The organism is Streptomyces sp. NPDC048659, from assembly GCF_040650575.1.
Taxonomy (GTDB): Bacteria; Actinomycetota; Actinomycetes; order Streptomycetales; family Streptomycetaceae; genus Streptomyces.
Window position 1 is genome coordinate 64,619 of record NZ_JBEZHM010000015.1, and the last position, 24,280, is coordinate 88,898.

Genomic DNA, 24,280 nt, shown 5'->3' on the forward strand with positions numbered 1-24,280 from the left:
GGGCCCTAGCTGAGCAGCCTGGGTGTCAGCGCGCCGCAGGGCAGCAGCTCCACCTCGGAGCCCGCGTCCCGCAGGTCGGTCAGGACCAGCTCGTCGTACATCAGCAGCCCCGACTGCTCGGGCCAGACGATGGCCCACAGCCACAGCCCGCGCGCCTCGCCCGCGAAGACCGCCCGGTCCTGCGGGGCGCCGCTGACGTGCCAGAGCGGGGTCGGGCGGCCGGCGGCGAGCACCTTGACCTGGGGCGGCTTGTCGATCGCCATCCCGGCTCCGGGGTCGGGGCCGTCGATGCCCGCGTACCGCGCGCCGAGTCCGACGCCGAGCTCCTCGGCGACGAGCAGCAGCTCGCCGATGCCGCCGAGCGGGCCGGGTCCGGAGCAGGCGACGGCGGTCGCGCGTCCGCCGCTGCGGTCGTCACCGGCGTACGCGACTCCGGTGAACAGCCAGCCGACGGGCAGGGGCCACGGCATCCAGACCGGCACGTGGGCCCGGTGCACCACGACACCGAGGGCCTCGACGCTGGGCGGGATCACGGGCTGCAGCGGGTGCACCGAGCCGTGCACGTCGCACTGCCAGGAGTCGGCAAAGAGACCGGGCGCCCTGACCCGGCCACCGCACTTCGGGCAACTGGGTTCGCCCCTCATAGGGCTCAACGGTCCTACCACCCGGGCCCCGCGTCAAGGACGATCACCGACGATCACCCGTCCGGCCCGGGGCGTCACCCCCGGCCGGACCCGGTGCCCGTGACGGGGCCGGTCCCGCGCGCCGGACACGGCCGGACCCGACGCCTGCCCGGCGCGCGCACGGCCCGACCCGCGCCCCGCGCCCCGCTGCCCCGCCGCCCCACCACCCCCGGCTCAGTCCAGCGCCACCGACACCCGCAGCGGATCGCGCAGGTCGGTCCCCCGGGCCAGCCAGCGCTCCTCCAGCGCCTGCGCCCCGTGCACCCGCTTCCACGCCGCCTCGTTCGCGGTCATCGGCAGCAGCGGCAGGAAGCGGACCGGGTCCAGCGGCTCGTCCAGCTCCAGGTCCCCTACCAGGCCGCCCGGTTCGGCGACCAGGACCGAGCTGAAGGGGGCGCCCGGCCACAGCGGCTCGCCCACGTCGAGCGAGGCGCCGGGGGCCACGACCACGCCCTCGACCTGCGGGGTGGCGGCCAGCACCGCGAGCGGGCGGAGCAGCTTGTCGGTGTCGGCGAGCCCGCCCCGTACCGACAGGACCAGCTCGGCGCGCGGGCCCTTCACCGGGTCGGCGAGCACGGCGGTCGGGTCGGCCATCGGCCGGGCCGACATGCCGAGGGTCGCGTAGCGCACGAACCCCGCCGCCGCGTCGACGAAGCGGAGGACCTCGATGCGGTCGGTGCCGAGGAAGGTCACCGCGGCGCGCGCGTCCGGCTCGCCGAGGGCGGTGCGGAGCCGGGCCTCGACCAGAGCGAGAATTTCTTCCATGCGGCGAGCATAAAGCGCGTATGGAACGGGCAAAGTAAGGGATTGACCCTCAGTCGGCTGATAGTCTTGGCCACTGGTCGGGATACCCGACTGCTCGTCACACGTCATCCCTCACGAGGGACCGGCCGGAGGAGGTGGGACTGCGATGGACCGAAGTCGATCGGGCAGTACCAACCGCTCTTCCGCCCCGCACCCCAGCCCGGTGCGTTCGTCCCTCCGGTGACGCGGGCCCCGTCAGGGCCCCTCCTCTCCGGCATCTCGCTCGACGGAAGAGCACGTCTCTCTCTGGCTGTCTGTAGCGAACGCCGTCACCGCGACCCTTCGGTGCCGCCCGCTTTGTGGACGACGTACCACCACGTCCCCATTCCGGGCTGCGCCATGCTCGCCGACGGCCTCTCCGTGAAGAGGAGTATGCCCATGTCGATGATCCGCGACCTGCGTGCCGCCGTCCGCCCCTCCCTGCGGCACCCCCTGCGCAAGCCCAACACCGCCTCCCCGTACGCCAACTACGACGCCACCCGCGACCCCACGGCCGCCACCGCCGTCGTCGACTGCGCCGTCTACCGCGACGGGCGCCGGGTCGACGACCGCGCGTGCCTGTCCCCGCGCGGCGCGATGCGCCAGGTCCGGGACGGCGGCGGCTTCGCCTGGATCGGCCTGCACGAGCCGACGGAGGCCGAATTCGCCGGTATCGCGGCCGAGTTCGGGCTGCACCCGCTCGCCGTCGAGGACGCCGTCCACGCCCACCAGCGGCCCAAGCTGGAGCGGTACGACGACACCCTCTTCACCGTCTTCAAGACCATCCACTACGTCGAGCACGCCGAACTCACCGCGACCAGCGAGGTCGTCGAGTCCGGCGAGCTCATGTGCTTCACCGGCCCCGACTTCGTCATCACCGTCCGGCACGGCGGCCAGGGCTCGCTGCGCAACCTCCGCCACCGCCTCCAGGGCGAGCCGGAGCTGCTCGCCAAGGGCCCCTCGGCCGTGCTGCACGCCATCGCCGACCACGTCGTCGACGGCTACATCGCGGTCGCCGACGCCGTCGAACTCGACATCGACCAGATCGAGATCGACGTCTTCTCGCCGCCCGCCAAGGGCTCCACCCGCGGCGCCGACACCGGCCGGATCTACCAGCTCAAGCGCGAGGTCCTGGAGTTCAAGCGGGCCGTCACGCCGCTGCTGCGCCCGATGCAGCTGCTGAGCGAGCGCCCGATGCGGCTGGTCGACCCCGACATCCAGAAGTACTTCCGGGACGTCGCCGACCACCTCGCCCGGGTCCAGGAGCAGGTCGTCGGCTTCGACGAGCTGCTCAACTCGATCCTCCAGGCCAACCTGGCGCAGGCGACCGTCGCCCAGAACGAGGACATGCGCAAGATCACCTCCTGGGCGGCGATCGTCGCCGTCCCGACGGCGGTCTGCGGCGTGTACGGCATGAACTTCGACCACATGCCGGAGCTCCACTGGAAGTACGGCTACCCGATGGTGCTCGTCGGCATCGCCGCCATCTGCTTCACCATCCACCGCACCCTCAAGCGCAACGGCTGGCTCTAGGGTCGGACCGCGCTCGATAGGCTGCGGGGCATGACAGACGCGCTGCTCGGGTCCGCCCTCGTCGAGGAGGCCACCAAGAAGTCCGGCCTCATCTGGGTACGGGGCGACGCCCCGGCCGCCCGCGCGCTCTGGCACGTCTGGCTCGACGGCGCCGCGCTCGTCGTCGGCGACGGCCCCGGCGAGCAGCCGCTGCCCGGCCTGGCGGACGGCGGCACGGCCGAGGTCACCGTCCGCAGCAAGGACAAGGGCGGCCGGATCGTCGCCTGGACCGCCGCCGTGCGCGAGCTCGCCCCGCGCGGCGAGGAGTGGGAGACCGCGGTCGCCGAGCTCAAGGGCAAGCGGCTGAACGCGCGCGACGGCGAGGCGATGCCCGAGCGCTGGGCGCGCGAGTGCCGGGTGGTGCGCCTGGAGCCCCGCTCCTCGACCACCGACCTGCCGGATGGCGCGCTGGCCGCCGTACCGCTGCCGTCCCCGGCGCTCACCCGCCGACCGGTCCCGGCGGCCCTGCCGAAGCTGCTCCTGAAGCGCCGCGGGCGCCAGGGCTGAGCCAGGGCCTGCCCGGTGGAATCAGGTTCGCGACCCCGGCCATGGCCCACCAGACAGGCCCTAGGTGCGCGGCAACTGCTTGCCGTAGTCCAGGGTCTGGCTCTGCGAGGGCGCGGCGAGCGGGAAGTCCTTGTCCCACTCGGAGAGCATCACCACACCCGCGCCGCCGCCGCGCGCGAAGCGCAGCGGGAACGGGGTGCCCTCCAGGGACACGTCGAGCGTGCCGCCCTCCGCGTTCTCGCCGCCCTTGACGCCGACCGTGCGGAGGCCGCCGATCTTGTCCCGGTCGCCCTTCACGGCCTCCCCGTGCAGCCCGATCAGCCCGTCGAGCAGCAGGTCCATGTCGGTGAAGCCGCGCAGCTGCTTGTACGCCGGGTCGTCCTGCGGCACCTTCACGTACATGTCGTCGAGCTTGTCGGCCGCCTCGGAGCCGGCGTCCGAGGGCGGCTCGGTGGAGGCGTCTTCGTGCGTCCAGAAGCCGGCGTCGGCCTTCATGTAGAGCGCGTCGCCGACCCGCAGCAGCTCGAAGGTGCTGCTCTTCGTCGTCACGGAGCCGGTGGCGCCGTCCTGCTTGAGCCGCATGTTCAGCTTGTACGTGCCGCCCTTGCTGACCAGGGTGCCCGCGAGGCGCACCGCCTTGGCGCCGTCGGCGGCCGACTTCGCCTTCTCCTCGATGGCGGTCGCGGACAGCTTGCCGACGCCGTTGGTGCCCTCGTCCGGGTCGGCGGCGCAGGCGGCCAGCGGGGCCGCGAGGCCCGCGCAGAGCGCCAGCGGCAGGGCGGCCCTGCGGATCCGCGAGTACGGTCGGGAAGCGGTCACCGGGGCTGCCTCTCGGGTCGGTGGGGGGGGTACGGGCGCGTGGGCACCGGGTGCCGGTGGGGGACGGCAGTCCGCAGCGTACCCGGGCCGGGTGGCGGGCCCGCGGGCAGCCGGACGGGCGCTCCCCCGAAGCGGCCCACGACGGCACGGGCTAGCCTGAACCCGGCATAGCTGGAAAACGACCCGAATCGTGCGGCACCCAGGAGGCGCGTGGCATGGCGGCAGGCGCCCCCCGGATCTTCGTCTCGCATCTCGCCGGCGTCCCCGTCTTCGACCCCGTGGGCGACCAGGTCGGCCGGGTCAGCGACCTGGTCGCGATGCTGCGGGTGGGCCGGCGCCCGCCTCGGCTGCTCGGCATGGTCGTGGAGGTGCTGTCCCGGCGCCGGGTGTTCGTGCCGATGACCCGGATCACCGGGGTCGAGTCCGGGCAGGTGATCACGACCGGCGTGGTCAACATGCGCCGCTTCGAGCAGCGCCCGACCGAGCGGCTGGTCCTCGGAGAGCTGCTGGACCGGCGGGTGCGGCTGGTCGGTCCGGGCGGCGAGGAGGGCGAGGAGGTCACCGTCCTCGACATCGCCATCCAGCAGCTGCCGGCCCGCCGCGACTGGGAGATCGACAAGGTCTTCGTGCGGCGCGGCAAGGGCGGGGCGCTGCGCCGCAAGGGCGAGACGCTGACGGTGGAGTGGTCGGCGGTGACCGGCTTCTCGCTGGAGGAGCACGGGCAGGGCGCCGAGAACCTGGTGGCGACGTTCGAGAAGCTGCGCCCGGCCGACCTCGCCAACGTGCTGCACCACCTGACGCCGAAGCGCCGCGCGGAGGTCGCCGCGGCCCTCGACGACGACCGGCTGGCCGACGTCCTGGAGGAGCTGCCGGAGGACGACCAGATCGAGATCCTCGGCAAGCTGAAGGAGGAGCGGGCCGCCGACGTCCTGGAGGCGATGGACCCGGACGACGCGGCCGACCTGCTCTCGGAGCTGCCGGAGGAGGACAAGGAGCGGCTGCTGACGCTGATGCAGCCGGACGACGCGGCGGACGTGCGCCGGCTCATGGCGTACGAGGAGCGGACCGCGGGCGGTCTGATGACGACGGAGCCGATCGTGCTGCGGCCGGACGCCACGGTCGCGGACGCGCTGGCCCGGGTGCGGCAGCAGGACCTGTCGCCGGCGCTGGCGGCGCAGGTGTACGTGTGCCGGCCGCCGGACGAGACGCCGACGGGCAAGTACCTGGGCACGGTGCACTTCCAGCGGCTGCTGCGGGACCCGCCGTTCACGCTGGTCAGCTCGCTGGTGGACAGCGATCTGCCGCCGCTCGGCCCGGACACCCCGCTGCCGGCCGTCACGAGCTACTTCGCCGCGTACAACCTGGTCGCGGCGCCGGTGGTGGACGAGAGCGGTTCGCTGCTGGGGGCGGTGACCGTGGACGACGTGCTCGACCACCTGCTGCCGGACGACTGGCGGGAGACCGAGTTCCACGAGGAGGGGATGCACCATGGCTGAGCGCACACAGGAGCGCGAGCGGGACCGGGACCGGGAGCGTCCGCTGCCCCGGATCCGGCTCGACCAGCCGCGGGTGCGGCGGCCCCGGTTCCTGCCGGAGTACGACCCCGAGGCGTTCGGGCGCATGTCGGAGCGGATCGCGCGCTTCCTGGGGACGGGGCGGTTCATCGTCTGGATGACGGTGATCATCATCGCCTGGGTGGTGTGGAACGTCTCGGTGCCCGAGCCGCTGCGCTTCGACACGTACCCGTTCATCTTCCTGACGCTGATGCTGTCGCTCCAGGCGTCGTACGCGGCGCCGCTGATCCTGCTCGCGCAGAACCGGCAGGACGACCGGGACCGGGTCAACCTCGAACAGGACCGCAAGCAGAACGAGCGGTCGATCGCGGACACCGAGTACCTGACCCGGGAGATCGCGGCGTTGCGGATGGGCCTGGGCGAGGTGGCGACCCGGGACTGGATGCGTTCGGAGCTCCAGGACCTGCTCAAGGAGCTGGAGGACCGCCCCGCGCGCGGCGATGGGGAGCGGCGCGATCTATTCCCGGGGGACGGCCCGCGCGGGAGTGACGTACCCGACCGTTGACAGGGCTTTCATGGGCCGGTGGTCGTCGCCGTACCATCTGTTCTATGGCTACGGAAGACGCGGTGCTTGAGGCACTGGCGACGGTGAACGACCCCGAGATCAACAAACCGATCACCGAGCTCGGCATGGTGAAGTCGGTGGAGATCGGATCCGACGGCAGGGTCGCCGTCACGGTCTATCTCACGGTCTCCGGCTGCCCGATGCGCGACACCATCACCCAGCGCGTGACGGACGCCGTCTCCCGCGTCGAGGGCGTCTCGGGCGTCGACGTCACGCTGGACGTGATGAGCGACGAGCAGCGCAAGGAGCTGGCCTCCGCGCTGCGCGGCACCACCGCCGAGCGCGAGGTCCCGTTCGCCAAGCCCGGCTCGCTGACCCGGGTGTACGCGGTCGCCTCCGGCAAGGGCGGCGTCGGCAAGTCCTCCGTGACGGTCAACCTGGCGGCGGCGATGGCGGCCGACGGGCTGAAGGTCGGTGTCGTGGACGCCGACATCTACGGCCACAGCGTGCCGCGGATGCTGGGCGCGGACGGACGGCCGACCCAGGTCGAGAACATGATCATGCCGCCGTCGGCGCACGGCGTGAAGGTCATCTCCATCGGCATGTTCACCCCGGGCAACGCCCCGGTGGTGTGGCGCGGCCCGATGCTGCACCGCGCGCTCCAGCAGTTCCTCGCGGACGTGTACTGGGGCGACCTGGACGTCCTGCTGCTCGACCTGCCGCCGGGCACCGGCGACATCGCGATCTCCGTCGCGCAGTTGGTGCCGAACGCGGAGATCCTGGTCGTCACCACCCCGCAGCAGGCGGCGGCGGAGGTCGCCGAGCGGGCCGGCTCGATCGCGGTGCAGACCCACCAGAAGATCGTCGGCGTCGTCGAGAACATGGCGGGCCTGCCGTGTCCGCACTGCGACGAGATGGTCGACGTGTTCGGCACGGGCGGCGGCCAGAAGGTCGCGGACGGGCTGACCCAGACCACCGGCGCGACCGTCCCGGTGCTCGGCTCGATCCCGATCGACGTGCGGCTGCGCGAGGGCGGCGACGACGGCCGGCCGGTCGTGCTCTCCGACCCGGACTCCCCCGCGGGCGCCGCCCTGCGGGCCATCGCGGGCAAGCTGGGCGGGCGTCAGCGCGGCCTGTCGGGCATGAGCCTGGGGATCACCCCGCGCAACAAGTTCTGAGCCGCGTACGAGCGGAGGGCGCCCCGCGGGGCGCCCTTTCGCGTATCCGGGGGCCTAGGCCGGGAGTCCGGGGCCCGTCAGGCGTAGAGGCCCAGGTCCTTCACGGCGGCGAAGCCGAGGCCGTACGCGCTCATCCCCCGCCCGTACGCGCCGATGTGCACCCCGGTCGCCGAGCCGGCCAGCACCCAGCCGAACTCGGACTCGCGGTAGTGGAAGGGCACCGGGACCCCGTCGACCGGCAGCGAGAGCGCCGACCAGGCCGGGCCCTCCAGGTCGTCGGCGAGCTCGAAGGCCGTCTCCGTCTGCTGGTCGAGCCAGTGGTCGCGGCGGGTGTGGTCGAGGTTGGCGGGCCAGGTGTGGGCGAGCAGCCCCGAGCCGGCCAGCCAGGCGGCGGAGGAGACCGTGGTGGCCTCCAGGACGCCGGTGCCGTCGCCGGTGCGGCGCACCGGGTTCGCGGCGACGGTCACGACGACGGCGAAGCGCTCCTTCTCGGCGCCCGCGGCCTCCGTCTTTATGGTCGGCTCGTCGCCGTGGCCCAGCGAGCCGTACTGGACGGTGCCGTCCGCCGCCGTGCCGATCTGCATCAGCCGGCGCGGGCCGGTGAACGCCTCGTCGAGCCCGTACCAGGCGAAGGGCGCGCGCAGAAAGCCCTCGGCTTCCACCCGACTCGTCGTCTTCATCTCGGCCGCCTCCTCGTCACGCTTCAACAGAGGGAGGATAGCCACCGCGCCGCCACGGCACGGTGACAGGCCGTCGTCAGGTGGCGTCGGAGTCGTACGGAGGGCGCTCGCCCGCGTCCGGCTTGTCCTGCTTCTTCAGGAGGTCCGGCGTGCCGGCGGATCCGTTGACGGCCGTGGGCGTGGCGGGCGCGGTCTCGCGTCCGTGCACGGCGTCGGCGACCTCGTTCATCTCCTTCTTCAGGTCGAAGCTGGAGCGGAGCTCGTTGAGCTCCTTGAAGTCCTCGTTCTCCGCGAGCTGCTTGCGGATGAAGTTCTTCGGGTTGAGGTCCTCGAACTCGAAGTCCTTGAACTCCGGGCCGAGCTCGCTGCGGATGTCCGCCTTGGCGCCGTCCGAGAACTCGCGGATCTTGCGGATGACGCGGGAGACGTCCTGGATCATCTTCGGCAGCTTCTCGGGGCCGAAGATGAGCACGGCGAGCACCACGAGCGTCACCAGCTCGAGTGCGCCTATGTCGCTGAACACCCTGTAGCTCCTTCACGCCGGTCCCGGGCCCGGTCCACCGTACCCGCCGAGACTGTCCGGCGGGTACCTCGTGGTGTCCTCCACATGGCGTCTAGGCGCCCGCGGAGGAGCCGAGCGTCAAGGTCTTTGTCTGCTCTTTGCCGTCGCGGGTCAGCGTGAGCTTCAGGCGGTCGCCCGGACGGTGGGCGCGGATCTTCACGATGAGCTCCTCGCCGCTGTGCACGCGCTGCCCGTCGACCTTGGTGATGACGTCGCCGGGCTTGATCCCGGCGCGGGCGGCGGGGCCGTCGGGGGTGACGGAGGAGGTGCCGTCCTTGCCCTTGGCGCCGACCCGGGCGCCGTCGCCCTCGTACTGCATGTCGAGGCTGACGCCGATGACCGGGTGGGTGGCCTTGCCGGTGTTGATGAGCTCCTCGGCGACCCGCTTGCCCTGGTTGACCGGGATGGCGAAGCCGAGGCCGATGGAGCCGGCCTGGCCGCCGCCGCTCTCGCCCGAGCCGCCGCTGGCGGCGCGGATGGCGCTGTTGATGCCGATGACGCGGCCCTGGGAGTCGAGGAGCGGGCCGCCGGAGTTGCCCGGGTTGATGGGGGCGTCGGTCTGGAGGGCGTCGACGTAGCTGATGTCGGTGCCGTCGCCCTTCTCGCCGCCCGCGGTGATCGGGCGCTCCTTGGCGCTGATGATGCCGGAGGTGACCGTGTTGGAGAGGTCGAAGGGGGCGCCGATGGCGACGACCGGGTCGCCGACGCGGACGGCGTCGGAGTTGCCCAGCGGCAGCGGCTTGAGCCCCGAGACGCCGGAGACCCGGATCACGGCCAGGTCGTAGCCGGTGTCGCGGCCGATGAGCTTGGCGCGGGCGGACTCGCCGTTGCTGAAGGTCACGGAGATCTCGCCGGAGGAGGCGGCGGCGTCGACGACGTGGTTGTTGGTGAGGATGTTGCCGCGGCTGTCGAGCACGAAGCCGGTGCCGGTGCCGGAGGAGCCGCCGCCGCTGACGTGGATGGTGACGACGCCGGGGAGCGCCCCGGCGGCGATCCCGGCGACGCTGTCGGGGGCGCGGCCCGAGGACTCGGGGCCCGCCTGGGGCAGCTCCACGGTGGTGAGCCCGCCGTTGCGCTCGATGTACGCGCCGACGCCGCCGCCGATGACGCCGGTGACCAGCGCGAAGACGAGGGCGCCCGCGAGGGCGAGGCCGCGCCGCGACTTCTTCGGCTTCCCCGGCACGAACGGGACGACGGCAGGACCGGCGGCGAGCGGGGCGGTGGCCGCCCACGGGTCGTAGGCGGGCGCGACGGCGAGCGGCCGCTGCACGGGCGGCGCGGGCGCCCACGGCCCCGGCTCGCCGTAGGGCGGCGTCCGGTAGGGATCCGGCGCGTGCAGCGGCGCCTGAGCGGGCGCCTGCGCCGACGGTACGGGGGCGGGGGCGGGCTCGGGCGCGGGCTCGGGCCCTGCGGGGGCCTGGACCGGGAGCAGGGCGGTGACGGGCTCGGCGGCGGGCGGCTCGGGCGCCGACTCCGGCGCCGGGTCGGCGGCGGGGGCCGGGTCGGCGGCGGCCGGTGACTCGGGCGCCTGGGCCGCCGGGCCGTCCGCGACGGGCGGCTCCGCGCGGCGGGGGTCGGTGGACTCGGGTGCCGGTGCCGTGCCCTGCTCCGGGACCGGGGCGGGGGCCTGCCCGTGGACCGGGGCGTGGGCCTGCTCCGGCACCGGGGCGGGAACGGGGGCCTGACCCGGCTCCGGCGCCTGCTCGCGCGCGGGCACCGGCTCCGGCGCCTGGGCCGGGGCCGGGACGGGGGCCGGCGCCGCGAGGGTGAAGTCCGCGTCCCCCGCCGCGTCCGAGGACGCGGCCGGGGGGTGTTCAGGCGGCGGGATGGGTGTCGTCGACGGACGGCTCCACCAGGTCGGCTTCCCGTTCTTCATGCTCTCCCCGCACCAGATGACCTGTCCGCGCCCACCGGTCAGCCGGGCGCGCCCCTGCCCCTGGATTCAACCAGGTCACCGTCAGCGGGGGGAGGGGCTGGGGGCGGGACTGGCCGTGGGGGCCGATCCCGGTGCGTAGGAGAGCCGGAGCGCGGGGGCCGCCGGGCGGATGAACGGGGACAGTTCCAGGCGGGCCGGCACCACGGTGGGGGCCGCCTCCTCCTGGGGCGCCTCGCGGCGGGAGCCCGAGGCGAAGGTCGCCGGGGCCCGCAGCGGGGTGACGTTGCTTCCGGTGCCCTGGCCGCGCGGGGTGTCGAGCGGCAGCGTGCCGCCGAGCGCGATCGCGGCGAAGGAGACCGCGCTGGCCGCCGCGAAGGCGAACCGGCGGCCCCGCCCCGGGGAGCGCTCGCCGACCTCGTGGATCCGGAAGCCGGAGTACGGGGTGACCGGCGCGGCCGTCGCGAAGCCGTCGGACCGCAGCCCGCCGCCCCGCATCAGGTCGTCGAAAGGTCCCCCCTGGTCATCCGGTCCCCCCGGCAGCCCCTGGAGCCGCGCGAGCAGCCCCTCCGAGGGGGGCGGGGGCGCGCTGGCCGCGAAGACGCTCTTCAGGCTGCGCTGCGCGTCCGCCTCGGCCTTGCACTTGGGGCAGGTGGCCAGGTGGGCGAGGACCCGCTCCCGGGCGTCGTGGCCCAGCTCGCCGTCGACGAGCGCGGCGAGCCGGTCGCCGAGGTGCTGGTCCGCGAGCTTCTGCCCGGCGAGGTGCCGCTCCGCCGGGGACGGTGACGGACGGGTGCCGCTCACGCCGATCCGCCCTCCCAGCCGACTGTGGCGAGGGCCCGCTCCGCGCGCGCCTCGGGCGAGCGGTGCTTGAGCGCCTTGCGCAGGTGGGAGCGGCCGCGGTGGATGCGGCTGCGGACGGTGCCGAGCTTCACGCCGAGGGTCGCGGCGATCTCCTCGTAGGAGAGGCCCTCGATGTCGCAGAGGACGACGGCGGCGCGGAACTCGGGCGCCAGGGTGTCCAGGGCCTGCTGCACGTCGGCGTCGAAGTGGGTGTCGTTGAACGCCTGCTGCGGGGACGGCTCGCGGCTGGGCAGCCGCTCGGCGGCGTCGTCGGCGAGCGCGTCGAAGCGGATGCGCTGCTTGCGGCGGACCATGTCCAGGAACAGGTTGGTCGTGATGCGGTGCAGCCAGCCCTCGAAGGTGCCGGGGGTGTAGGACGACAGCGAGCGGAAGACCCGGACGAAGACCTCCTGGGTCAGGTCCTCGGCGTCGTGCTGGTTGCCCGTCAGACGGTACGCGAGACGGTAGACCCGGCCGCTGTGCGTGCTGACGATCTCCTCCCAGCTGGGCGGAGTCCACGCCTGCGCTTCCGCATCCGATGCGAAGGTCGCGGTGGTGGGTGCGGAGTCGGCGGTGCGGGAACGGTCAGCGGTGTCGGTCACGGATTTCGGCTCACCCGCTGATCCGAGAAGGCGGCGCAGCCTCCCTCTCCGATCCACAGGCGCAGCCGCACCTCCCCTGTCGGCTCTGGTGGTGTCCAGTGGAGCCCCTACCATAGCCACCTCGCCCGTTAGCTCCGGATAAGAATCTTTACGCGAATTTGGGACCGGCTCGTTCCGCCGCCCGCGCTCGCTTCCTGTCTGTAGGAACGCGCGGTCCCATCTGCGGGTTCCCGCGCGCAGCGGATACAGTCGACGCCTGCGTCAACTACGGGGACAGGCACGGGGACAGGAGAGGGCCATTACCGCCAACCGGCAGACGAGCTGGGCGTTCGCCGACGCCTTTGTCGCCGAGGACGAAGCGCTGCGCTGGGCCCGCGACCGGGCCCGGGAGGCAGGCTTTCCCTCGGTGTCGCCGGGCACCGGGGCGGCCCTGCGCCTGCTGGCCGCCACGGCGGACGCCAAGGCGGTGGCGGAGATCGGCACGGGCACCGGCGTGTCGGGGATCTACCTGCTGCTGGGGATGCGCCCGGACGGGGTGCTGACCACGGTGGACCTGGAGCCGGAGCGGCAGGCGCACGCGAAGGCGGCGTTCCGCGCGGCGGGCTTCGCGGGCAACCGGGCCCGGTTCATCCCGGGCCGCGCCCTGGACGTGCTGCCCCGGCTCGCGGACGGCGGGTACGACCTGGTGTTCTGCGACGGGGACCGCACGGAGTCCCTGGACTATCTCGCTGAATCGTTGCGCCTGCTGCGGCCGGGCGGCCTGGTCTGCTTCGAGGGCGTCTTCGCGGACGGCCGCACGGTGGACTCCGCGGCCCAGCCGGCCGAGGTGCTGCGGATACGCGAGCTGCTGCGCACGGTGCGGGAGAGCCCGGCGCTGCTGCCGACCGTGCTGCCGGTCGGCGACGGCCTGCTCTGCGCCGTCCGCCGCGGCGGACCGCACCAGATCTGAGCCCGGAGACGGCCCCGGCGGCAACCGCCGGCACCTTCGGGCACCCCGCGCCCCGACGCGCCGCTGCCCCGGCACGGTGGGAACCGTACCGGGGCAGCGGAGGAAAATCCTTGGCAGGGGCGCGTCAGCCGACGACGTCCTTCAGTGCGTCGCCGAGCGCCTTCGCCTCGTCCGGGGTCAGCTCGACGACGAGCCGGCCGCCGCCTTCGAGCGGAACGCGCATGACGATGCCCCGCCCCTCCTTTGTCACCTCGAGCGGGCCGTCACCCGTCCGCGGCTTCATGGCCGCCATGCTCGTTCCCCTTCCTGAAACCAGCTCATCGTCAGCATCGAACACGATTGCTTCAGGGTCATTATCCCGCATCACAGGACCCGATGACCAACATCAGCCGGCATCGCTTCCGCAACGCGCTTTCACAAAACCGCATATTTCGCCGATCCACCTGCGATACTTCGCCGCCGTGGGTCCGAACCGGGGCATCGATTCTTTGACGCAGGTCACATGCGCGGGTCCGGTGATCTCCGCCATGCTGGGCGGGTCAATCGACGCAATGAGGCGAAGGGACCCCCGCGATGGCCGACACGGTGCTGTACGAGGTGAGCGACGGGCTCGCCACCATCACCCTCAACCGCCCCGAGGCCATGAACGCGATGAACGTGGCGGCGAAGGTCGCGCTGCGCGAGGCGGTGGAGACGGCCGCGGCGGACCCGGCGGTCCGCGCGGTGCTGCTGACCGCCGCCGGTGACCGGGCCTTCTGCGTGGGCCAGGACCTGAAGGAGCACGTCGGGCTGCTGCTCCAGGACCAGGAGTCCGGCACCCGGGAGACCATGAACACGGTCCGCGAGCACTACAACCCGATCGTCCGGGCGCTCACCGGGATGGCGAAGCCCGTCGTCGCGGCCGTGAACGGGGTCGCGGCCGGCGCGGGCTTCGGCTTCGCGCTGGCGGCGGACTACCGGCTGGCCTCGGAGACGGCCGCCTTCAACACCTCCTTCGCCGGGGTCGCCCTGACCGCCGACTCGGGCATGTCCTGGACGCTCCCCCGCCTGATCGGCCACGGCCGGGCGGCCGACCTGCTGCTCTTCCCGCGCTCGATCGGCGCCCGGGAGGCGTACGAGCTGGGCGTCGTGAACCGTCTCGTACCGGCCGGGGAGCTCGCCGAGGAGGCGCTGAAGGTCGCCCGCGCGCTGGCCGAGGGCCCGACCGTCGCCTACGCGGCGCTGAAGGAGTCCCTGGCGTACGGGGCGGACCACTCGCTCGCCGAGGCGCTGGAGAAGGAGGACGAGCTCCAGACCAGGGCGGGCGCCTCCGAGGACCACACGGCCGCCGTGCGGGCCTTCGTCGCCAAGGAGAAGCTCACCTTCGTCGGCCGCTGAGCCGCCGGGGCGCGGCGCGGGCCGCTCAGCGGCCGGCGCCGCGCGCCACGCACCCGGCGACGTGGTCGTCGACCAGGCCGCACGCCTGCATCAGCGCGTACGCCGTGGTGGGGCCGATGAAGCGCAGGCCGCGCTTCTTCAGCGCCTTGGACAGGGCCGTGGACTCCTCGGTCACGGCGGGCACGTCGCCGGTGCCGGCCGGGGCCGGGCGGGTCGCCGGGTCCGGGGCGTGCGACCAGATCAGCTCGTCCAGCTCGCCGGGGGCCCAGGTCGCCAGCGTCTTGGCGTTCGCGATCGTGGCGTCGACCTTGGCGCGGTTGCGGATGATCCCCTCGTCGGCGAGCAGCCGCTCCCGGTCCGTGTCGGTGAAGCGGGCCACCTCGGAGATCCGGAAGCCCGCGAAGGCCGCGCGGAAGCCCTCGCGGCGGCGCAGGATCGTGATCCAGGAGAGGCCGGACTGGAACGCCTCCAGGCACAGGCGCTCGAACAGCGCGTCGTCGCCGTGGACCGGGCGGCCCCACTCCTCGTCGTGGTAGGCCAGATAGTCCTCGGTGGACAGGCCCCACGGGCAGCGCGGGCGCCCGTCGGGCCCCGGGACCGCCCCGCCGCCGCTCACGCGCCGGCCTCCCCGTCGTACCCGTCGTGACCGTCGCGCCCGGCGGTGTCCGCCGGGCCGGCCCCCGCCAGGGCGCTCTCCAGCTCCGCGATGCGGGCGTCCCGCTCGGCGAGCTCGGCGCCGAGGCGGCCGAGGACGTCGTCGACGTCCGCCATCCGGTACCCCCGGACGGCGACGGGCAGGCGCAGCGCCTCGACGTCGGCCTGGCCGACCGGGCGGGTCTCCGGCAGCGGGTCCACCAGCTGCTCGGGGGCCGCGTCGGGCAGCACCTCGCTGTCGCCGCCGCCGACCACCGCCAGGGTGACCGCCGCGACGACCACGACCATCGTGATCAGCAGAAACCAGAACACCAGCGCGCCTCTCCCCGTCCGTGGAAAACGTCCGGTGCCGATCGTGCCATGCGGCACCGACAGTTAGGGTCGCAGACGATGCGGCGACCGGTCGCAAGGGAGGACATAAGGGATGCTGCGCTTGGGACCGCGGGAATTCGGGCCGCACGAGCCGGTGATCATGGCGATCGTGAACCGGACCCCGGACTCCTTCTACGACCAGGGGGCGACCTTCACCGACGAGCCCGCCCTCGCCCGGGTGGAGCAGGCCGTCGCCGAGGGCGCCGCGATCATCGACATCGGCGGGGTGAAGGCGGGCCCCGGCGAGGAGGTCACGGCCGAGGAGGAGGCGCGGCGCACGGTCGGCTTCGTGGCCGAGGTGCGGCGGCGCCACCCGTCCGTGGTGATCAGCGTGGACACCTGGCGGGCGGAGGTCGGCGAGGCGGTGTGCGAGGCCGGCGCGGACGTCCTGAACGACGCGTGGGGCGGCTTCGACCCGCGGCTGGCGGAGGTCGCCGCGAAGTACGGCGCGGGGCTGGTCTGCACCCACGCGGGCGGCGTGGAGCCGCGGACCCGGCCGCACCGCACGGAGTACGCGGACGTCATGGCCGACATCCTCGACGTGACGGTCGGGCTGGCCGAGCGGGCGCTGGCGCTGGGGGTGCGGCGCGACGGGATCATGATCGACCCGGGCCACGACTTCGGGAAGAACACCCGGCACAGCCTGGAGGCGACCCGGCGGCTCGGCGAGATGGCGGAGACGGGCTGGCCGGTGCTGGTGTCGCTGTCCAACAAGGACTTCGTGGGCGAGACCCTGGACCGGCCGGTGAAGGAACGGGTCCTCGGGACGCTGGCGACGACCGCGGTCTCGGCGTGGCTCGGGGCCCGGGTGTACCGGGTGCACGAGGTCGCCGAGACGAAGCAGGTGCTGGACATGGTGGCGTCGATCGCCGGGCACCGCCCGCCCGCGGTCGCGCGGCGCGGGCTGGCGTAGCCGGGGCGGGTGCGGGAAGGGAAGGAGCGGGCGCCTGCGGCGGGCTTCTCCCCCGCCCCGCCCCTTCCCGAAACCGGGGCTCCGCCCCGGACCCCGGTCCTCAAACGCCGGACGGGCTGGATTTCTAGCGCCCGACCTCCTTCGTCACCAGCGCGACCGCCTCTTCCACGTCGTCCGTGACGTGGAAGAGGAGCAGGTCGTGCTCGGACGCCTTGCCGCCGGCGACGACCGAGTCGCGCAGCCAGTCGACCAGGCCCTTCCAGTACTCCGTGCCGAAGAGCACGATCGGGAAGCGGGTGACCTTGCGGGTCTGGACCAGGGTCAGCGCCTCGAAGAGCTCGTCGAGGGTGCCCAGGCCGCCCGGCAGGACGACGAAGCCCTGCGCGTACTTCACGAACATCGTCTTGCGGACGAAGAAGTAGCGGAAGTTCACGCCGATGTCGACGTGCTGGTTGAGCCCCTGCTCGAAGGGGAGCTCGATGCCGAGGCCGACGGAGACGCCCTTGGCCTCGCGGGCGCCCTTGTTGGCCGCCTCCATGGCGCCGGGGCCGCCGCCCGTGATGACCGCGAAGCCCGCCTCGACGAGCGCGTGCCCGATCCGCACCCCGGCCTCGTACTCGGGCGAGTCGGGCTTGGTGCGGGCCGAGCCGAAGACGCTGATGGCGCTCGGCAGTTCGGCGAGGGCGCCGAAGCCCTCGACGAACTCGGACTGGATGCGCATGACCCGCCAGGGGTCGGTGTGCACCCACTCCGAGTCGCCCTCGGTGTCGAGCAGGCGCTGGTCCGTGGTGCCGGGCTGGATCTGATCACGGCGCCTGAGCACCGGTCCCAGCCTCTGCTCCTCCGGCTTCTTCGGCTCCTCGGGGACACCCATGGCCTGCTCCTTTCACCGTTCCACTGATCTTCCGGTCCGGTCAGGGTAGGTCCACAGAGATGACGAAAAGCGAAATTCCGGGAATCAGTCGGTCAGCCAGTCGCGGAGCCTTGCCTCACAGTGGTGGATCTTCTCCACGTGCACGTGCTCGTCGCGCTTGTGCGCGTAGATGGGGTCGCCGGGGCCGTAGTTGACGGCGGGGACGCCCAGCGCGCTGAAGCGGGCGACGTCGGTCCAGCCGAACTTGGGGTGGGCGCTGCCGCCGACCGCCTTCATGAAGGCCGCGGCGGCGGGGTGGGAGAGGCCGGGCAGCGCGCCGCCGCTCTCGTCGTCGATCTCGAACTCGGCGACGCCGCAGTCCGCGAAGACCTCGCGGACGTGGGCCACGGCCTGCTCCGGGGAGAGGTCGGGGGCGTAGCGGTAGTTGACGGTGACCACGCAGACGTCGGGGATGACGTTGGTGGCGACGCCGCCCTCGATGCCGACGGCGTTGAGGCCCTCGTGGAACTCCAGGCCGTCGATGACCGGCCGGCGCGGCTCGTACGCGGCGAGGCGGGCGAGGATGGGGGCGGCGGCGTGGATGGCGTTGGAGCCCATCCAGGAGCGCGCGGAGTGCGCCCGCTCGCCCGCCGTGTGCAGCTTGACCCGCAGGGTGCCCTGGCAACCGCCCTCGACCTCGCCGAAGGAGGGCTCCAGGAGAACGGCGAAGTCGCCTTCGAGCCAGTCCGGGTGGGCGTCCGCGATCTTGCCGAGGCCGTTGAGGTGCGCGGCGACCTCCTCGTTGTCGTAGAAGACGAAGGTGAGGTCGCGGTTGGGCGCGGGGACGGTGGCGGCGATCCGCAGCTGCACGGCGACACCCGACTTCATGTCGGAGGTGCCGCAGCCCCACAGGATGCCGTCCTCGTCGAGCCGGGAGGGCACGTTGTCCGCGATGGGCACGGTGTCGATGTGCCCGGCGAGGACGACGCGCTCGCCGCGGCCGAGGTGCGTGCGGGCGACGACGTTGTTGCCGTACCGGTCGACGGTCAGGTGCGGGAGCCCGCGCAGGGCGGCCTCGATCGCGTCGGCGAGCGGCTTCTCCGTGCCGCTGACGGACGGGAAGTCGACGAGGGCCGCGGTCAGCGCGGCGCCGTCGAGCGCGAGGTCCAGCGGGGTCTCTCCAGAAGCGGTGTCAGCCATGTGCCGACCCTAACGCGGCCTCCAGTACGGTGGGGCGCGTGTCCGAGCCCACCCGTCCCCCCAGCCCCAGGCGTCGCGGCCGTCCCGCCCGGTTCGCCGCCGCGTTCGCCGTGCTCCTCGGCCTGGTCGCGTACGTGGCCGTGCACTACGTCACCGGGAGCAAGGGCGCGCCGCGGTGCAGCATCGGCTCCGGGACGAACCGGTACGAGTTCACCCCGGAGCAGGCGTCCAACGCGGCGACGATCGCGGCCGTGGGCACCAGCCGGGGGATGCCGGAGCGGGCGGTGACGATCGCGCTCGCGACGGCGCTCCAGGAGTCGGCGCTCTACAACATCGAGCACGGCGACCGGGACTCGCTGGGCCTGTTCCAGCAGCGCCCCTCGCAGGGCTGGGGCACTCCGGCGCAGATCCAGGACCCGGTGTACTCGGCGGGGAAGTTCTACGAGGGCCTGGCGAAGGTCCCGGGGTATTCGCGGCTGCCGCTGACGGTGGCGGCGCAGAAGGTGCAGCGCAGCGGCTTCCCGCAGGCGTACGCGAAGCACGAGCCGGACGCGGCGCTGCTGTCGGCGGCGCTGACCGGCCGGACGCCGGCGGCCCTCACGTGCACGGCGGACGTGTCGGCGGGCCGGCCGGGCGATCCCGCGCGGGTGCGCGCCGAGGTGGTGCGGGCGTTCGGCGAGCGGACGGCGCCCCGGGAGGCCGGGGGCGGGTCCGGCGCGGCGGCGGGCGCCGTCGAGCTGTCGGTGCCGGTGCGGGCCGTGACGGGGACGCGGGAGCAGCGCGGCTGGGAGCTGGCCCAGTGGGCGGTGGCGCGCGCGGACGAGCTGCGCGTGGCCGAGGTGGCGTACGGGGACCGGGTCTGGCGGGCGGACGACTCCGGGGGCGGCTGGGACCCGGCGAAGGGCGCGCGCGGCGCGGCCGGGGCCCCGGCGGACGGCACGGGCACGGACGGGTCCTGGGTGCGGCTGCGGCTCACCGCCGGATAGCGCCGCTCTCCATTTCGGCCCGCGCGGGCCTTCCGGCTCGCCTGGGCCTTTCCGGCCCGTCGAGCTCCCTCACGGGCAGTCGTGCGGATTGTCCCCCGGACGTGTCATCCGGCGCGCGCGGCGGCGCGCGCTCCGGGCAGCTTTCCCGCGCCGTGTCATGTCACCGCAATCCCCTTGCGCCGCAAGGGAAGTGACGGTTCGGCAGCGGACGGCGCATTGACGCGTTCGTCCGCTTTCCTCCCCACCCGACAATACGACGCATTACCGAGTCTTTACCTTCGGCGTCCGCAACCTCCCCCCGCCCACGGCCGGTTGTCACTGCGTCCAACCGCAAACGCCCCCTCCGCTGAAGGAGCACCATGTCCCTCCCCCTGACCCGTCGGATCGCCCGCGCCGCCCTGCTCGTCGCGGCCGGAGCAGCCCCGGTGGTGGTCGGTGCGGCCGGCTCCGCGAGCGCCGTGGACCAGTCCCTCGCCCCGACCGGCGCCCTGACGGGTCTGACCCAGCTCGACGGCGCCACCACCGGCGCCACCCTCGACACCGCCTCCCGGACCACCACCGAGGTCGTCGGCGAGACCGGCGGCAAGGCCGTCGGCACGGCCGTCCCGGCCGCCGGCAAGACCGTGGGCACCGCGGGCCGGACCGCCACCCCGGCCGTCCAGCAGGTCGCGGGCGAGGCCGCGGGCAGCGCGGGCGAGGTCGTCGGCCAGACCGCGGGCACCGCCGCCGAGAGCGCCGCGAACGCCCCGGCCGGCGGCACGCTGGGCGGCCTGCCCACCAAGGGCGTGCCCGCGCCGACCCTGCCGCTCGGCGGCGGGCTGCCGCTCGGCGGCTGACCTCCGCCGCACGCACGTGAGGGCCCGGGGAGCACCGCCCCCCGGGCCCTCACCCGTGTCCGCGCGCCGTCCGAGGCACGCCGCCCGGCCGCGCCCGCCCGGCCGCGTCAGTCCGGCGCGTCAGCCCGGCCGCGTCAGTCCGGCCGCCTCAGCCGAGCCGCTTGACCGCCGCCTCGACCCGCTCGTCGGTCGCCGTGAAGGCCACCCGCACGAAGCGCTCGCCCGCCTCGCCGTAGAAGTCGCCCGGCGCCACCAGGATGCCCTTCTCCGCGAGGTAGGCCACCGTGTCCCAGCAGGGCTCGTCGCGGGTCGCCCACAGGTAGAGGCAGGCCTCGCTGTGCTCGATCCGGAAGCCGTGCGCCTCCAGGGCCCCGCGCAGGGCGGCGCGCCGGGCCGCGTACCGCGCGCGCTGCTCGGCCACGTGCGCGTCGTCGCCGAGCGCCGCGACCGTGGCCGCCTGGACCGGGGCGGCGGTCATCATGCCGCCGTGCTTGCGGATCAGCAGCAGCTCGCCCAGGACGGCCGGGTCGCCCGCGATGAACGCGGCCCGGTAGCCGGCCAGGTTGGAGCGCTTGGAGAGCGAGTGGACGGCGACGATGCCCTCGTACGAGCCGCCGCAGACGTCCGGGTGCAGCACCGAGACCGGGTCGGCCTCCCAGCCCAGCTCCAGGTAGCACTCGTCGGAGAAGACGAGGACGCCGTGCTCGCGCGCCCAGGCCACGATCCGGGTCAGCTCGTCCTTGCCGAGGACCTCGCCGGTCGGGTTGGACGGGGAGTTGAGCCACAGCAGCTTCAGGCCGGCCGGGTCGAGCTCGGTCGGGTCGTCGTAGACGACGGGCTCCGCGCCGCACAGCCGGGCGCCCACCTCGTAGGTCGGGTAGGCCAGCCGCGGGTAGGCGACCCGGTCGCCCGCGCCGAGGCCGAGCTGGGTCGGCAGCCAGGCGACGAGCTCCTTGGAGCCGACGACCGGCAGCACGTTCTCGTGGGCGAAGCCGGTGGCGCCCAGGCGCCGCCCGCACCAGTCGGTGAGCGCGTCCCGCAGCTCCTTGGTGCCCCACACCGTGGGATAGCCCGGCGAGTCCGCCGCCGCCACGAGGGCGTCCTGGACCAGCGCGGGGACCGGGTCGACCGGGGTGCCCACGGAGAGGTCCACGATGCCGTCCGGGTGGGCCGTCGCCGTCTTCTTGTACGGCTCCAGCTTGTCCCAGGGGAAGACGGGCAGGCGCGAAGAGACTGCGCTCACGGGTTGGCTCACTTCCTCGTTGCGTACGCGGGAGATGCGTCGGCGTCTGCGTCGGCAAACGCGACGGTCCCGTACGGCGGACGACGCCGTACGGGACCGAAAGCGGATGATCAGCCGTTCTGCGGCGGCAGGGCGGCGATGAAGGGGTGGTCCCGCTCGATCAGGCCCAGCTTGGAGGCACCACCGGGCGAACCGAGCTCGTCGAAGAACTCGACGTTCGCCTTGTAGTAGTCCTTCCACTCGTCCGGGGTGTCGTCCTCGTAGAAGATCGCCTCGACCGGGCAGACCGGCTCACAGGCCCCGCAGTCGACGCATTCGTCCGGGTGGATGTACAAGGACCGCTGGCCCTCGTAGATGCAGTCGACGGGGCACTCCTCGATGCACGCCTTGTCCTTCACGTCGACACAAGGCTGCGCGATGACGTAGGTCACGCTGTCGTTCCTCCTCGATAGGGCTGGTCTGCGCGGGAGCGCGGCGTCGTCGATGCCCGCCCCTAGTATCTCCGTTCTCGGGAGCGATCCGAACAGGAGGGGCCAAGAAGCTGTGGAAATCGCCGGTGGAGCACGTCTCGAAGTCCGAATTACCGGCTCTGACGTGGGGAAACGGGTCTCTGTTCGGTACGTGACGGACTCGGGTGCGCCGGGTGAGAGGTTCACCGACGCGGTCGGCGTTCTCACATCGTGGGAATCCGGTGTGCTGCTGATCACACGCAGGACCGGCGAGACCGTCCGGATCGCGGAATCCGCCCTCGTCGCGGGCAAGACCGTCCCCGCCGCCCCGGCCCGGCGGCGCGGCCCGGCCGCCACCTTCGCCGAGCTCGCCCGGGCCACCGCCCGCGCCTGGCCGCCGGTGGAGAGCGAGGCGCTCGGGGAGTGGACGCTGCGCGCCTCCGGCGGATTCACCCGGCGGGCCAACTCCGCGCTCCCGCTGGGCGATCCCGGACTGCCCCTGGACACGGCCCTCGGCCGCGTACGGGACTGGTACGCGGCCCGGGCCCTGCCCGCCTACGTGCAGACCGCCACGGGCGCGGAGGGGGCCCAGGAGCCGCTCTGCGCCGAACTGGAGCGCCGGGACTGGCGCCGTGAGGTCTCCGCCGAGGTGCGGATCGCGGCGCTCGCCCCGATCGGCGACCTCGGCGCGGACATCGGCACGGTCCGGCTGGCCCGCTCCTTCGACGAGGAGTGGCTGCGCCGCTACCAGCGCTCCGGCGAGCCCGGCCCGCACGTCCTGAAGGTGCTCGGCGGCGGCCCCGGCGTGTGGTTCGCCTCCGTGCCGGGCACGGGAGACATACCGGCGGCGATCGGCCGCTGCGTGGTGGACGGGCGCTGGGCCGGCTTCATGGCGGTCGAGGTCGACCCGGAGCAGCGCCGCCGCGGCCTCGCCACGGCCGTCATGACGGCGCTCGCCCGCCGCGCGCTCGACGAGGGCGCCTCGGCCGCCTGGCTCCAGGTGGAGGCGGGCAACGACGGTGCCAGGGCGCTGTACGAGGGGATGGGCTTCGCGGTCCACCACCACTACCACCACTACCGATGGACGGGCGCATGACCGACTGGCGGCGGGAGTTCGCGGAGGAGGCCCGGGCCGAGCAGCCCGACCTCGCCCGCCTCTGCCTGCTGGTCGGCGCGGTCGCCGACCCCTCGGTCGGCCAGGCGGACCTGGACGCGGCCGAGATCGAACTGGACCGGCTCGCCGGGCTCGTGCCGTACGGGACGCGGGACGCCGACGCGTGGGTGGCGGCGCTCTCGGAGCTGCTGGGCCGCCGCGAGGGCTTCCAGGGCGGGCCCGCCGACTACCAGCGGCTGGAGTCCTCGCTGCTGCACGAGGTGCTGCGGCGGCGGCGCGGGCTGCCGATCCTGCTGTCGGTGGTGTGGATGGAGGTGGCCCGGCGGGCCGGGGCGCACGTCTACGGGCTCGGGCTGCCCGGCCACTTCGTCGTCGGCTTCGGCGACCCCGGGGAGCTGCGGCTGGCGGACCCCTTCGCCGGCGGCCGGGCGATGACCGGGACGGACGCCGAGCTGCTGGTCGCGGGGGCCACCGGGGAGGCGCTGGACCCCTCGATGCTGCGGCCCGCCTCGCCGACCTCGATCGTGCTGCGGATCCTGAACAACATCCGCGTCTGGGCCACCGGCCGCCCCGAGCGCGCGGACGTGGCGCTGTGGGCGGTGGACCTGTCCCTGACGCTGCCCTCGCACCCGGCCAGGCTGCGCTACGAGCGCGCCGAGCTGCTGGTGCAGCGCGGCGACTTCCTCACCGGGGCCGCCGAGATGGAGGCGTACGCGACCGTCATGGACGCGGTGGAGCCGAGCGCCGCCGAGGCGATCCGGCAGCGCGCGAAGGCGGCCCGGGCGCGGCTCAACTGAGGCCGGGCGGTGCCGGTGACGGCGCCGTCGGGCGTGTACCGCGCGGGCGCGGGCCGGAGCGGGCCAGGGTGGGGACACACGGTCACACCGAGCGGAGGCGCGCGATGGAAACCCCCCACGGTCCCGGCAGCTTCGTCGCCCACACGGGCACCGACGTCTACGGACCCGGCAAGGTCATCGGGGTGGACGGACGGCACCGGCGGGTGCGGTTCACGCACTACACGGCGACCGTCCGGGCGGAGGACCTGCGGCCCGCCTCGCCGGGCGAGACCCGGGAGATCCAGGCATGGCTGCGGGCCAGGAAGGCGCGGTACGGGGGCGAGTGGTAGCCCCTCCCCCGTACCGGCGGCGTCCTC

General features: G+C 73.8%; 28 protein-coding genes. 13 read left to right on the forward strand and 15 right to left on the reverse strand.

Annotation, left to right across the window (positions count from 1 at the left end):
- Nucleotides 1-5: 5 nt before the first annotated feature.
- Both AB0C99_RS14355 and AB0C99_RS14360 read right to left on the reverse strand, forming a co-directional pair.
- Nucleotides 6-644: a DUF6758 family protein gene (locus AB0C99_RS14355; RefSeq protein ID WP_362474416.1), complete on the reverse strand. Its 639-nt coding sequence runs from the start codon at nt 642-644 to the stop codon at nt 6-8.
- A gap of 213 nt (nt 645-857) precedes the next feature.
- Nucleotides 858-1,448, reverse strand: a complete 591-nt coding sequence (locus AB0C99_RS14360) for a suppressor of fused domain protein (protein ID WP_362474419.1) — start codon at nt 1,446-1,448, stop codon at nt 858-860.
- A gap of 417 nt (nt 1,449-1,865) precedes the next feature.
- Between AB0C99_RS14360 and AB0C99_RS14365 the strand changes: the two genes are divergently transcribed.
- Both AB0C99_RS14365 and AB0C99_RS14370 read left to right on the forward strand, forming a co-directional pair.
- A complete protein-coding gene (locus AB0C99_RS14365; protein ID WP_362474422.1) occupies nt 1,866-2,999 on the forward strand; it encodes a magnesium and cobalt transport protein CorA in 1,134 nt (377 codons plus the stop codon).
- Between the two features lie 30 nt (nt 3,000-3,029).
- Nucleotides 3,030-3,545 (forward strand): hypothetical protein, encoded by a 516-nt coding sequence (locus tag AB0C99_RS14370; RefSeq protein ID WP_362474425.1) that lies wholly within the window; start codon nt 3,030-3,032, stop codon nt 3,543-3,545.
- A gap of 60 nt (nt 3,546-3,605) precedes the next feature.
- Here AB0C99_RS14370 and AB0C99_RS14375 read toward each other — a convergent pair whose 3' ends face one another.
- Nucleotides 3,606-4,364 (reverse strand): hypothetical protein, encoded by a 759-nt coding sequence (locus AB0C99_RS14375; RefSeq protein WP_362474428.1) that lies wholly within the window; start codon nt 4,362-4,364, stop codon nt 3,606-3,608.
- 215 nt (nt 4,365-4,579) lie between these two features.
- Between AB0C99_RS14375 and AB0C99_RS14380 the strand changes: the two genes are divergently transcribed.
- The 3 genes from AB0C99_RS14380 to AB0C99_RS14390 are packed head-to-tail and all read left to right on the forward strand — an operon-like array spanning nt 4,580 to nt 7,621.
- Nucleotides 4,580-5,860, forward strand: a complete 1,281-nt coding sequence (locus AB0C99_RS14380) for a CBS domain-containing protein (RefSeq protein WP_362474431.1) — start codon at nt 4,580-4,582, stop codon at nt 5,858-5,860.
- Entirely contained in the window at nt 5,853-6,443 is a 591-nt protein-coding gene (locus AB0C99_RS14385) for a DUF1003 domain-containing protein (RefSeq protein ID WP_362474434.1), read from the forward strand. The genes AB0C99_RS14380 and AB0C99_RS14385 overlap by 8 nt, the downstream gene beginning before the upstream one ends.
- 44 nt (nt 6,444-6,487) lie before the next feature.
- Nucleotides 6,488-7,621 (forward strand): Mrp/NBP35 family ATP-binding protein, encoded by a 1,134-nt coding sequence (locus AB0C99_RS14390; protein WP_362474437.1) that lies wholly within the window; start codon nt 6,488-6,490, stop codon nt 7,619-7,621.
- Nucleotides 7,622-7,698: 77 nt separating this feature from the next.
- Here AB0C99_RS14390 and AB0C99_RS14395 read toward each other — a convergent pair whose 3' ends face one another.
- The 5 genes from AB0C99_RS14395 to sigE form a co-directional block, all read right to left on the reverse strand.
- On the reverse strand, nt 7,699-8,301 hold the full coding sequence (locus AB0C99_RS14395; RefSeq protein WP_362474617.1) for a hypothetical protein: 603 nt from the start codon (nt 8,299-8,301) through the stop codon (nt 7,699-7,701).
- Between the two features lie 76 nt (nt 8,302-8,377).
- Nucleotides 8,378-8,824 (reverse strand): sec-independent translocase, encoded by a 447-nt coding sequence (locus AB0C99_RS14400; protein ID WP_362474440.1) that lies wholly within the window; start codon nt 8,822-8,824, stop codon nt 8,378-8,380.
- A gap of 91 nt (nt 8,825-8,915) precedes the next feature.
- Entirely contained in the window at nt 8,916-10,739 is a 1,824-nt protein-coding gene (locus AB0C99_RS14405; RefSeq protein ID WP_362474442.1) for a trypsin-like peptidase domain-containing protein, read from the reverse strand.
- Between the two features lie 81 nt (nt 10,740-10,820).
- Nucleotides 10,821-11,540: a zf-HC2 domain-containing protein gene (locus tag AB0C99_RS14410; RefSeq protein WP_362474445.1), complete on the reverse strand. Its 720-nt coding sequence runs from the start codon at nt 11,538-11,540 to the stop codon at nt 10,821-10,823.
- Nucleotides 11,537-12,295: an RNA polymerase sigma factor SigE gene (gene sigE, locus AB0C99_RS14415; protein ID WP_362474447.1), complete on the reverse strand. Its 759-nt coding sequence runs from the start codon at nt 12,293-12,295 to the stop codon at nt 11,537-11,539. Before sigE ends, AB0C99_RS14410 begins: the two co-directional genes overlap by 4 nt.
- Nucleotides 12,296-12,437: 142 nt before the next feature.
- Here sigE and AB0C99_RS14420 point away from each other — a divergent pair, with 142 nt between their 5' ends.
- Complete coding sequence (locus AB0C99_RS14420; RefSeq protein WP_362474619.1) at nt 12,438-13,130, forward strand: class I SAM-dependent methyltransferase; 693 nt, start codon at nt 12,438-12,440, stop codon at nt 13,128-13,130.
- A 124-nt stretch (nt 13,131-13,254) separates the two neighbouring features.
- On the opposite strand, the gene AB0C99_RS14425 is transcribed toward AB0C99_RS14420, so the two are convergent.
- Nucleotides 13,255-13,422, reverse strand: coding sequence for a DUF3117 domain-containing protein (locus tag AB0C99_RS14425; RefSeq protein WP_205628308.1), 168 nt, complete (start codon nt 13,420-13,422; stop codon nt 13,255-13,257).
- A gap of 281 nt (nt 13,423-13,703) precedes the next feature.
- Here AB0C99_RS14425 and AB0C99_RS14430 point away from each other — a divergent pair, with 281 nt between their 5' ends.
- A complete protein-coding gene (locus tag AB0C99_RS14430) occupies nt 13,704-14,507 on the forward strand; it encodes an enoyl-CoA hydratase-related protein (RefSeq protein WP_362474450.1) in 804 nt (267 codons plus the stop codon).
- A 25-nt stretch (nt 14,508-14,532) separates the two neighbouring features.
- Here the strand turns inward: AB0C99_RS14430 and AB0C99_RS14435 are convergent, their stop codons facing one another.
- Complete coding sequence (locus AB0C99_RS14435; protein ID WP_362474453.1) at nt 14,533-15,123, reverse strand: DNA-3-methyladenine glycosylase I; 591 nt, start codon at nt 15,121-15,123, stop codon at nt 14,533-14,535.
- A complete protein-coding gene (locus AB0C99_RS14440) occupies nt 15,120-15,473 on the reverse strand; it encodes a DivIVA domain-containing protein (protein WP_362474455.1) in 354 nt (117 codons plus the stop codon). The genes AB0C99_RS14435 and AB0C99_RS14440 overlap by 4 nt, the downstream gene beginning before the upstream one ends.
- A 112-nt stretch (nt 15,474-15,585) precedes the next feature.
- On the opposite strand from AB0C99_RS14440, the gene folP reads away from it, so the two are divergent.
- The gene (gene folP, locus AB0C99_RS14445; RefSeq protein WP_362474458.1) at nt 15,586-16,446 is read left to right on the forward strand and encodes a dihydropteroate synthase; all 861 of its coding nucleotides are present in this window, start codon (nt 15,586-15,588) and stop codon (nt 16,444-16,446) included.
- A 124-nt stretch (nt 16,447-16,570) separates the two neighbouring features.
- Here the strand turns inward: folP and AB0C99_RS14450 are convergent, their stop codons facing one another.
- Nucleotides 16,571-17,320, reverse strand: coding sequence for a TIGR00730 family Rossman fold protein (locus AB0C99_RS14450; RefSeq protein ID WP_362474461.1), 750 nt, complete (start codon nt 17,318-17,320; stop codon nt 16,571-16,573).
- An 84-nt stretch (nt 17,321-17,404) separates the two neighbouring features.
- Complete coding sequence (gene dapE / locus AB0C99_RS14455; RefSeq protein ID WP_362474464.1) at nt 17,405-18,499, reverse strand: succinyl-diaminopimelate desuccinylase; 1,095 nt, start codon at nt 18,497-18,499, stop codon at nt 17,405-17,407.
- Between the two features lie 38 nt (nt 18,500-18,537).
- Between dapE and AB0C99_RS14460 the strand changes: the two genes are divergently transcribed.
- A complete protein-coding gene (locus AB0C99_RS14460; protein ID WP_362474467.1) occupies nt 18,538-19,485 on the forward strand; it encodes a hypothetical protein in 948 nt (315 codons plus the stop codon).
- Nucleotides 19,486-19,844: 359 nt separating this feature from the next.
- Nucleotides 19,845-20,321: an ATP-binding protein gene (locus AB0C99_RS14465; protein WP_362474470.1), complete on the forward strand. Its 477-nt coding sequence runs from the start codon at nt 19,845-19,847 to the stop codon at nt 20,319-20,321.
- Nucleotides 20,322-20,469: 148 nt separating this feature from the next.
- Here the strand turns inward: AB0C99_RS14465 and AB0C99_RS14470 are convergent, their stop codons facing one another.
- On the reverse strand, nt 20,470-21,564 hold the full coding sequence (locus AB0C99_RS14470; protein WP_362474472.1) for a bifunctional succinyldiaminopimelate transaminase/glutamate-prephenate aminotransferase: 1,095 nt from the start codon (nt 21,562-21,564) through the stop codon (nt 20,470-20,472).
- 110 nt (nt 21,565-21,674) lie between these two features.
- Nucleotides 21,675-21,995, reverse strand: a complete 321-nt coding sequence (gene fdxA / locus AB0C99_RS14475) for a ferredoxin (protein WP_046911647.1) — start codon at nt 21,993-21,995, stop codon at nt 21,675-21,677.
- A gap of 112 nt (nt 21,996-22,107) precedes the next feature.
- Here fdxA and AB0C99_RS14480 point away from each other — a divergent pair, with 112 nt between their 5' ends.
- The 3 genes from AB0C99_RS14480 to AB0C99_RS14490 all read left to right on the forward strand — a co-directional run bounded on the left by AB0C99_RS14480 (nt 22,108) and on the right by AB0C99_RS14490 (nt 24,253).
- Nucleotides 22,108-23,109, forward strand: coding sequence for a GNAT family N-acetyltransferase (locus tag AB0C99_RS14480; RefSeq protein ID WP_362474475.1), 1,002 nt, complete (start codon nt 22,108-22,110; stop codon nt 23,107-23,109).
- On the forward strand, nt 23,106-23,924 hold the full coding sequence (locus tag AB0C99_RS14485; protein ID WP_362474478.1) for a transglutaminase-like domain-containing protein: 819 nt from the start codon (nt 23,106-23,108) through the stop codon (nt 23,922-23,924). The genes AB0C99_RS14480 and AB0C99_RS14485 overlap by 4 nt, the downstream gene beginning before the upstream one ends.
- A 104-nt stretch (nt 23,925-24,028) precedes the next feature.
- Nucleotides 24,029-24,253, forward strand: a complete 225-nt coding sequence (locus AB0C99_RS14490) for a hypothetical protein (protein WP_362474481.1) — start codon at nt 24,029-24,031, stop codon at nt 24,251-24,253.
- The last annotated feature ends 27 nt before the right edge of the window (nt 24,254-24,280 follow it).

Excerpts from the sequence above, each read along its gene's own strand:
- AB0C99_RS14390 (WP_362474437.1), top strand. The coding sequence starts at position 6,488 with ATGGCTACGGAAGACGCGGTGCTTGAGGCACTGGCGACGGTGAACGAC.
- AB0C99_RS14385 (WP_362474434.1), top strand. The coding sequence starts at position 5,853 with ATGGCTGAGCGCACACAGGAGCGCGAGCGGGACCGGGACCGGGAGCGT.
- AB0C99_RS14465 (WP_362474470.1), top strand. The coding sequence starts at position 19,845 with ATGTCCCTCCCCCTGACCCGTCGGATCGCCCGCGCCGCCCTGCTCGTC.
- AB0C99_RS14380 (WP_362474431.1), top strand. The coding sequence starts at position 4,580 with ATGGCGGCAGGCGCCCCCCGGATCTTCGTCTCGCATCTCGCCGGCGTC.
- AB0C99_RS14490 (WP_362474481.1), top strand. The coding sequence starts at position 24,029 with ATGGAAACCCCCCACGGTCCCGGCAGCTTCGTCGCCCACACGGGCACC.
- AB0C99_RS14450 (WP_362474461.1), bottom strand. The coding sequence starts at position 17,320 with ATGGGTGTCCCCGAGGAGCCGAAGAAGCCGGAGGAGCAGAGGCTGGGA.
- folP (WP_362474458.1), top strand. The coding sequence starts at position 15,586 with ATGCTGCGCTTGGGACCGCGGGAATTCGGGCCGCACGAGCCGGTGATC.
- AB0C99_RS14405 (WP_362474442.1), bottom strand. The coding sequence starts at position 10,739 with ATGAAGAACGGGAAGCCGACCTGGTGGAGCCGTCCGTCGACGACACCC.
- sigE (WP_362474447.1), bottom strand. The coding sequence starts at position 12,295 with ATGGTAGGGGCTCCACTGGACACCACCAGAGCCGACAGGGGAGGTGCG.
- AB0C99_RS14425 (WP_205628308.1), bottom strand. The coding sequence starts at position 13,422 with ATGGCGGCCATGAAGCCGCGGACGGGTGACGGCCCGCTCGAGGTGACA.
- AB0C99_RS14430 (WP_362474450.1), top strand. The coding sequence starts at position 13,704 with ATGGCCGACACGGTGCTGTACGAGGTGAGCGACGGGCTCGCCACCATC.
- AB0C99_RS14485 (WP_362474478.1), top strand. The coding sequence starts at position 23,106 with ATGACCGACTGGCGGCGGGAGTTCGCGGAGGAGGCCCGGGCCGAGCAG.
- AB0C99_RS14370 (WP_362474425.1), top strand. The coding sequence starts at position 3,030 with ATGACAGACGCGCTGCTCGGGTCCGCCCTCGTCGAGGAGGCCACCAAG.
- AB0C99_RS14365 (WP_362474422.1), top strand. The coding sequence starts at position 1,866 with ATGTCGATGATCCGCGACCTGCGTGCCGCCGTCCGCCCCTCCCTGCGG.
- AB0C99_RS14395 (WP_362474617.1), bottom strand. The coding sequence starts at position 8,301 with ATGAAGACGACGAGTCGGGTGGAAGCCGAGGGCTTTCTGCGCGCGCCC.
- dapE (WP_362474464.1), bottom strand. The coding sequence starts at position 18,499 with ATGGCTGACACCGCTTCTGGAGAGACCCCGCTGGACCTCGCGCTCGAC.
- AB0C99_RS14355 (WP_362474416.1), bottom strand. The coding sequence starts at position 644 with ATGAGGGGCGAACCCAGTTGCCCGAAGTGCGGTGGCCGGGTCAGGGCG.
- AB0C99_RS14360 (WP_362474419.1), bottom strand. The coding sequence starts at position 1,448 with ATGGAAGAAATTCTCGCTCTGGTCGAGGCCCGGCTCCGCACCGCCCTC.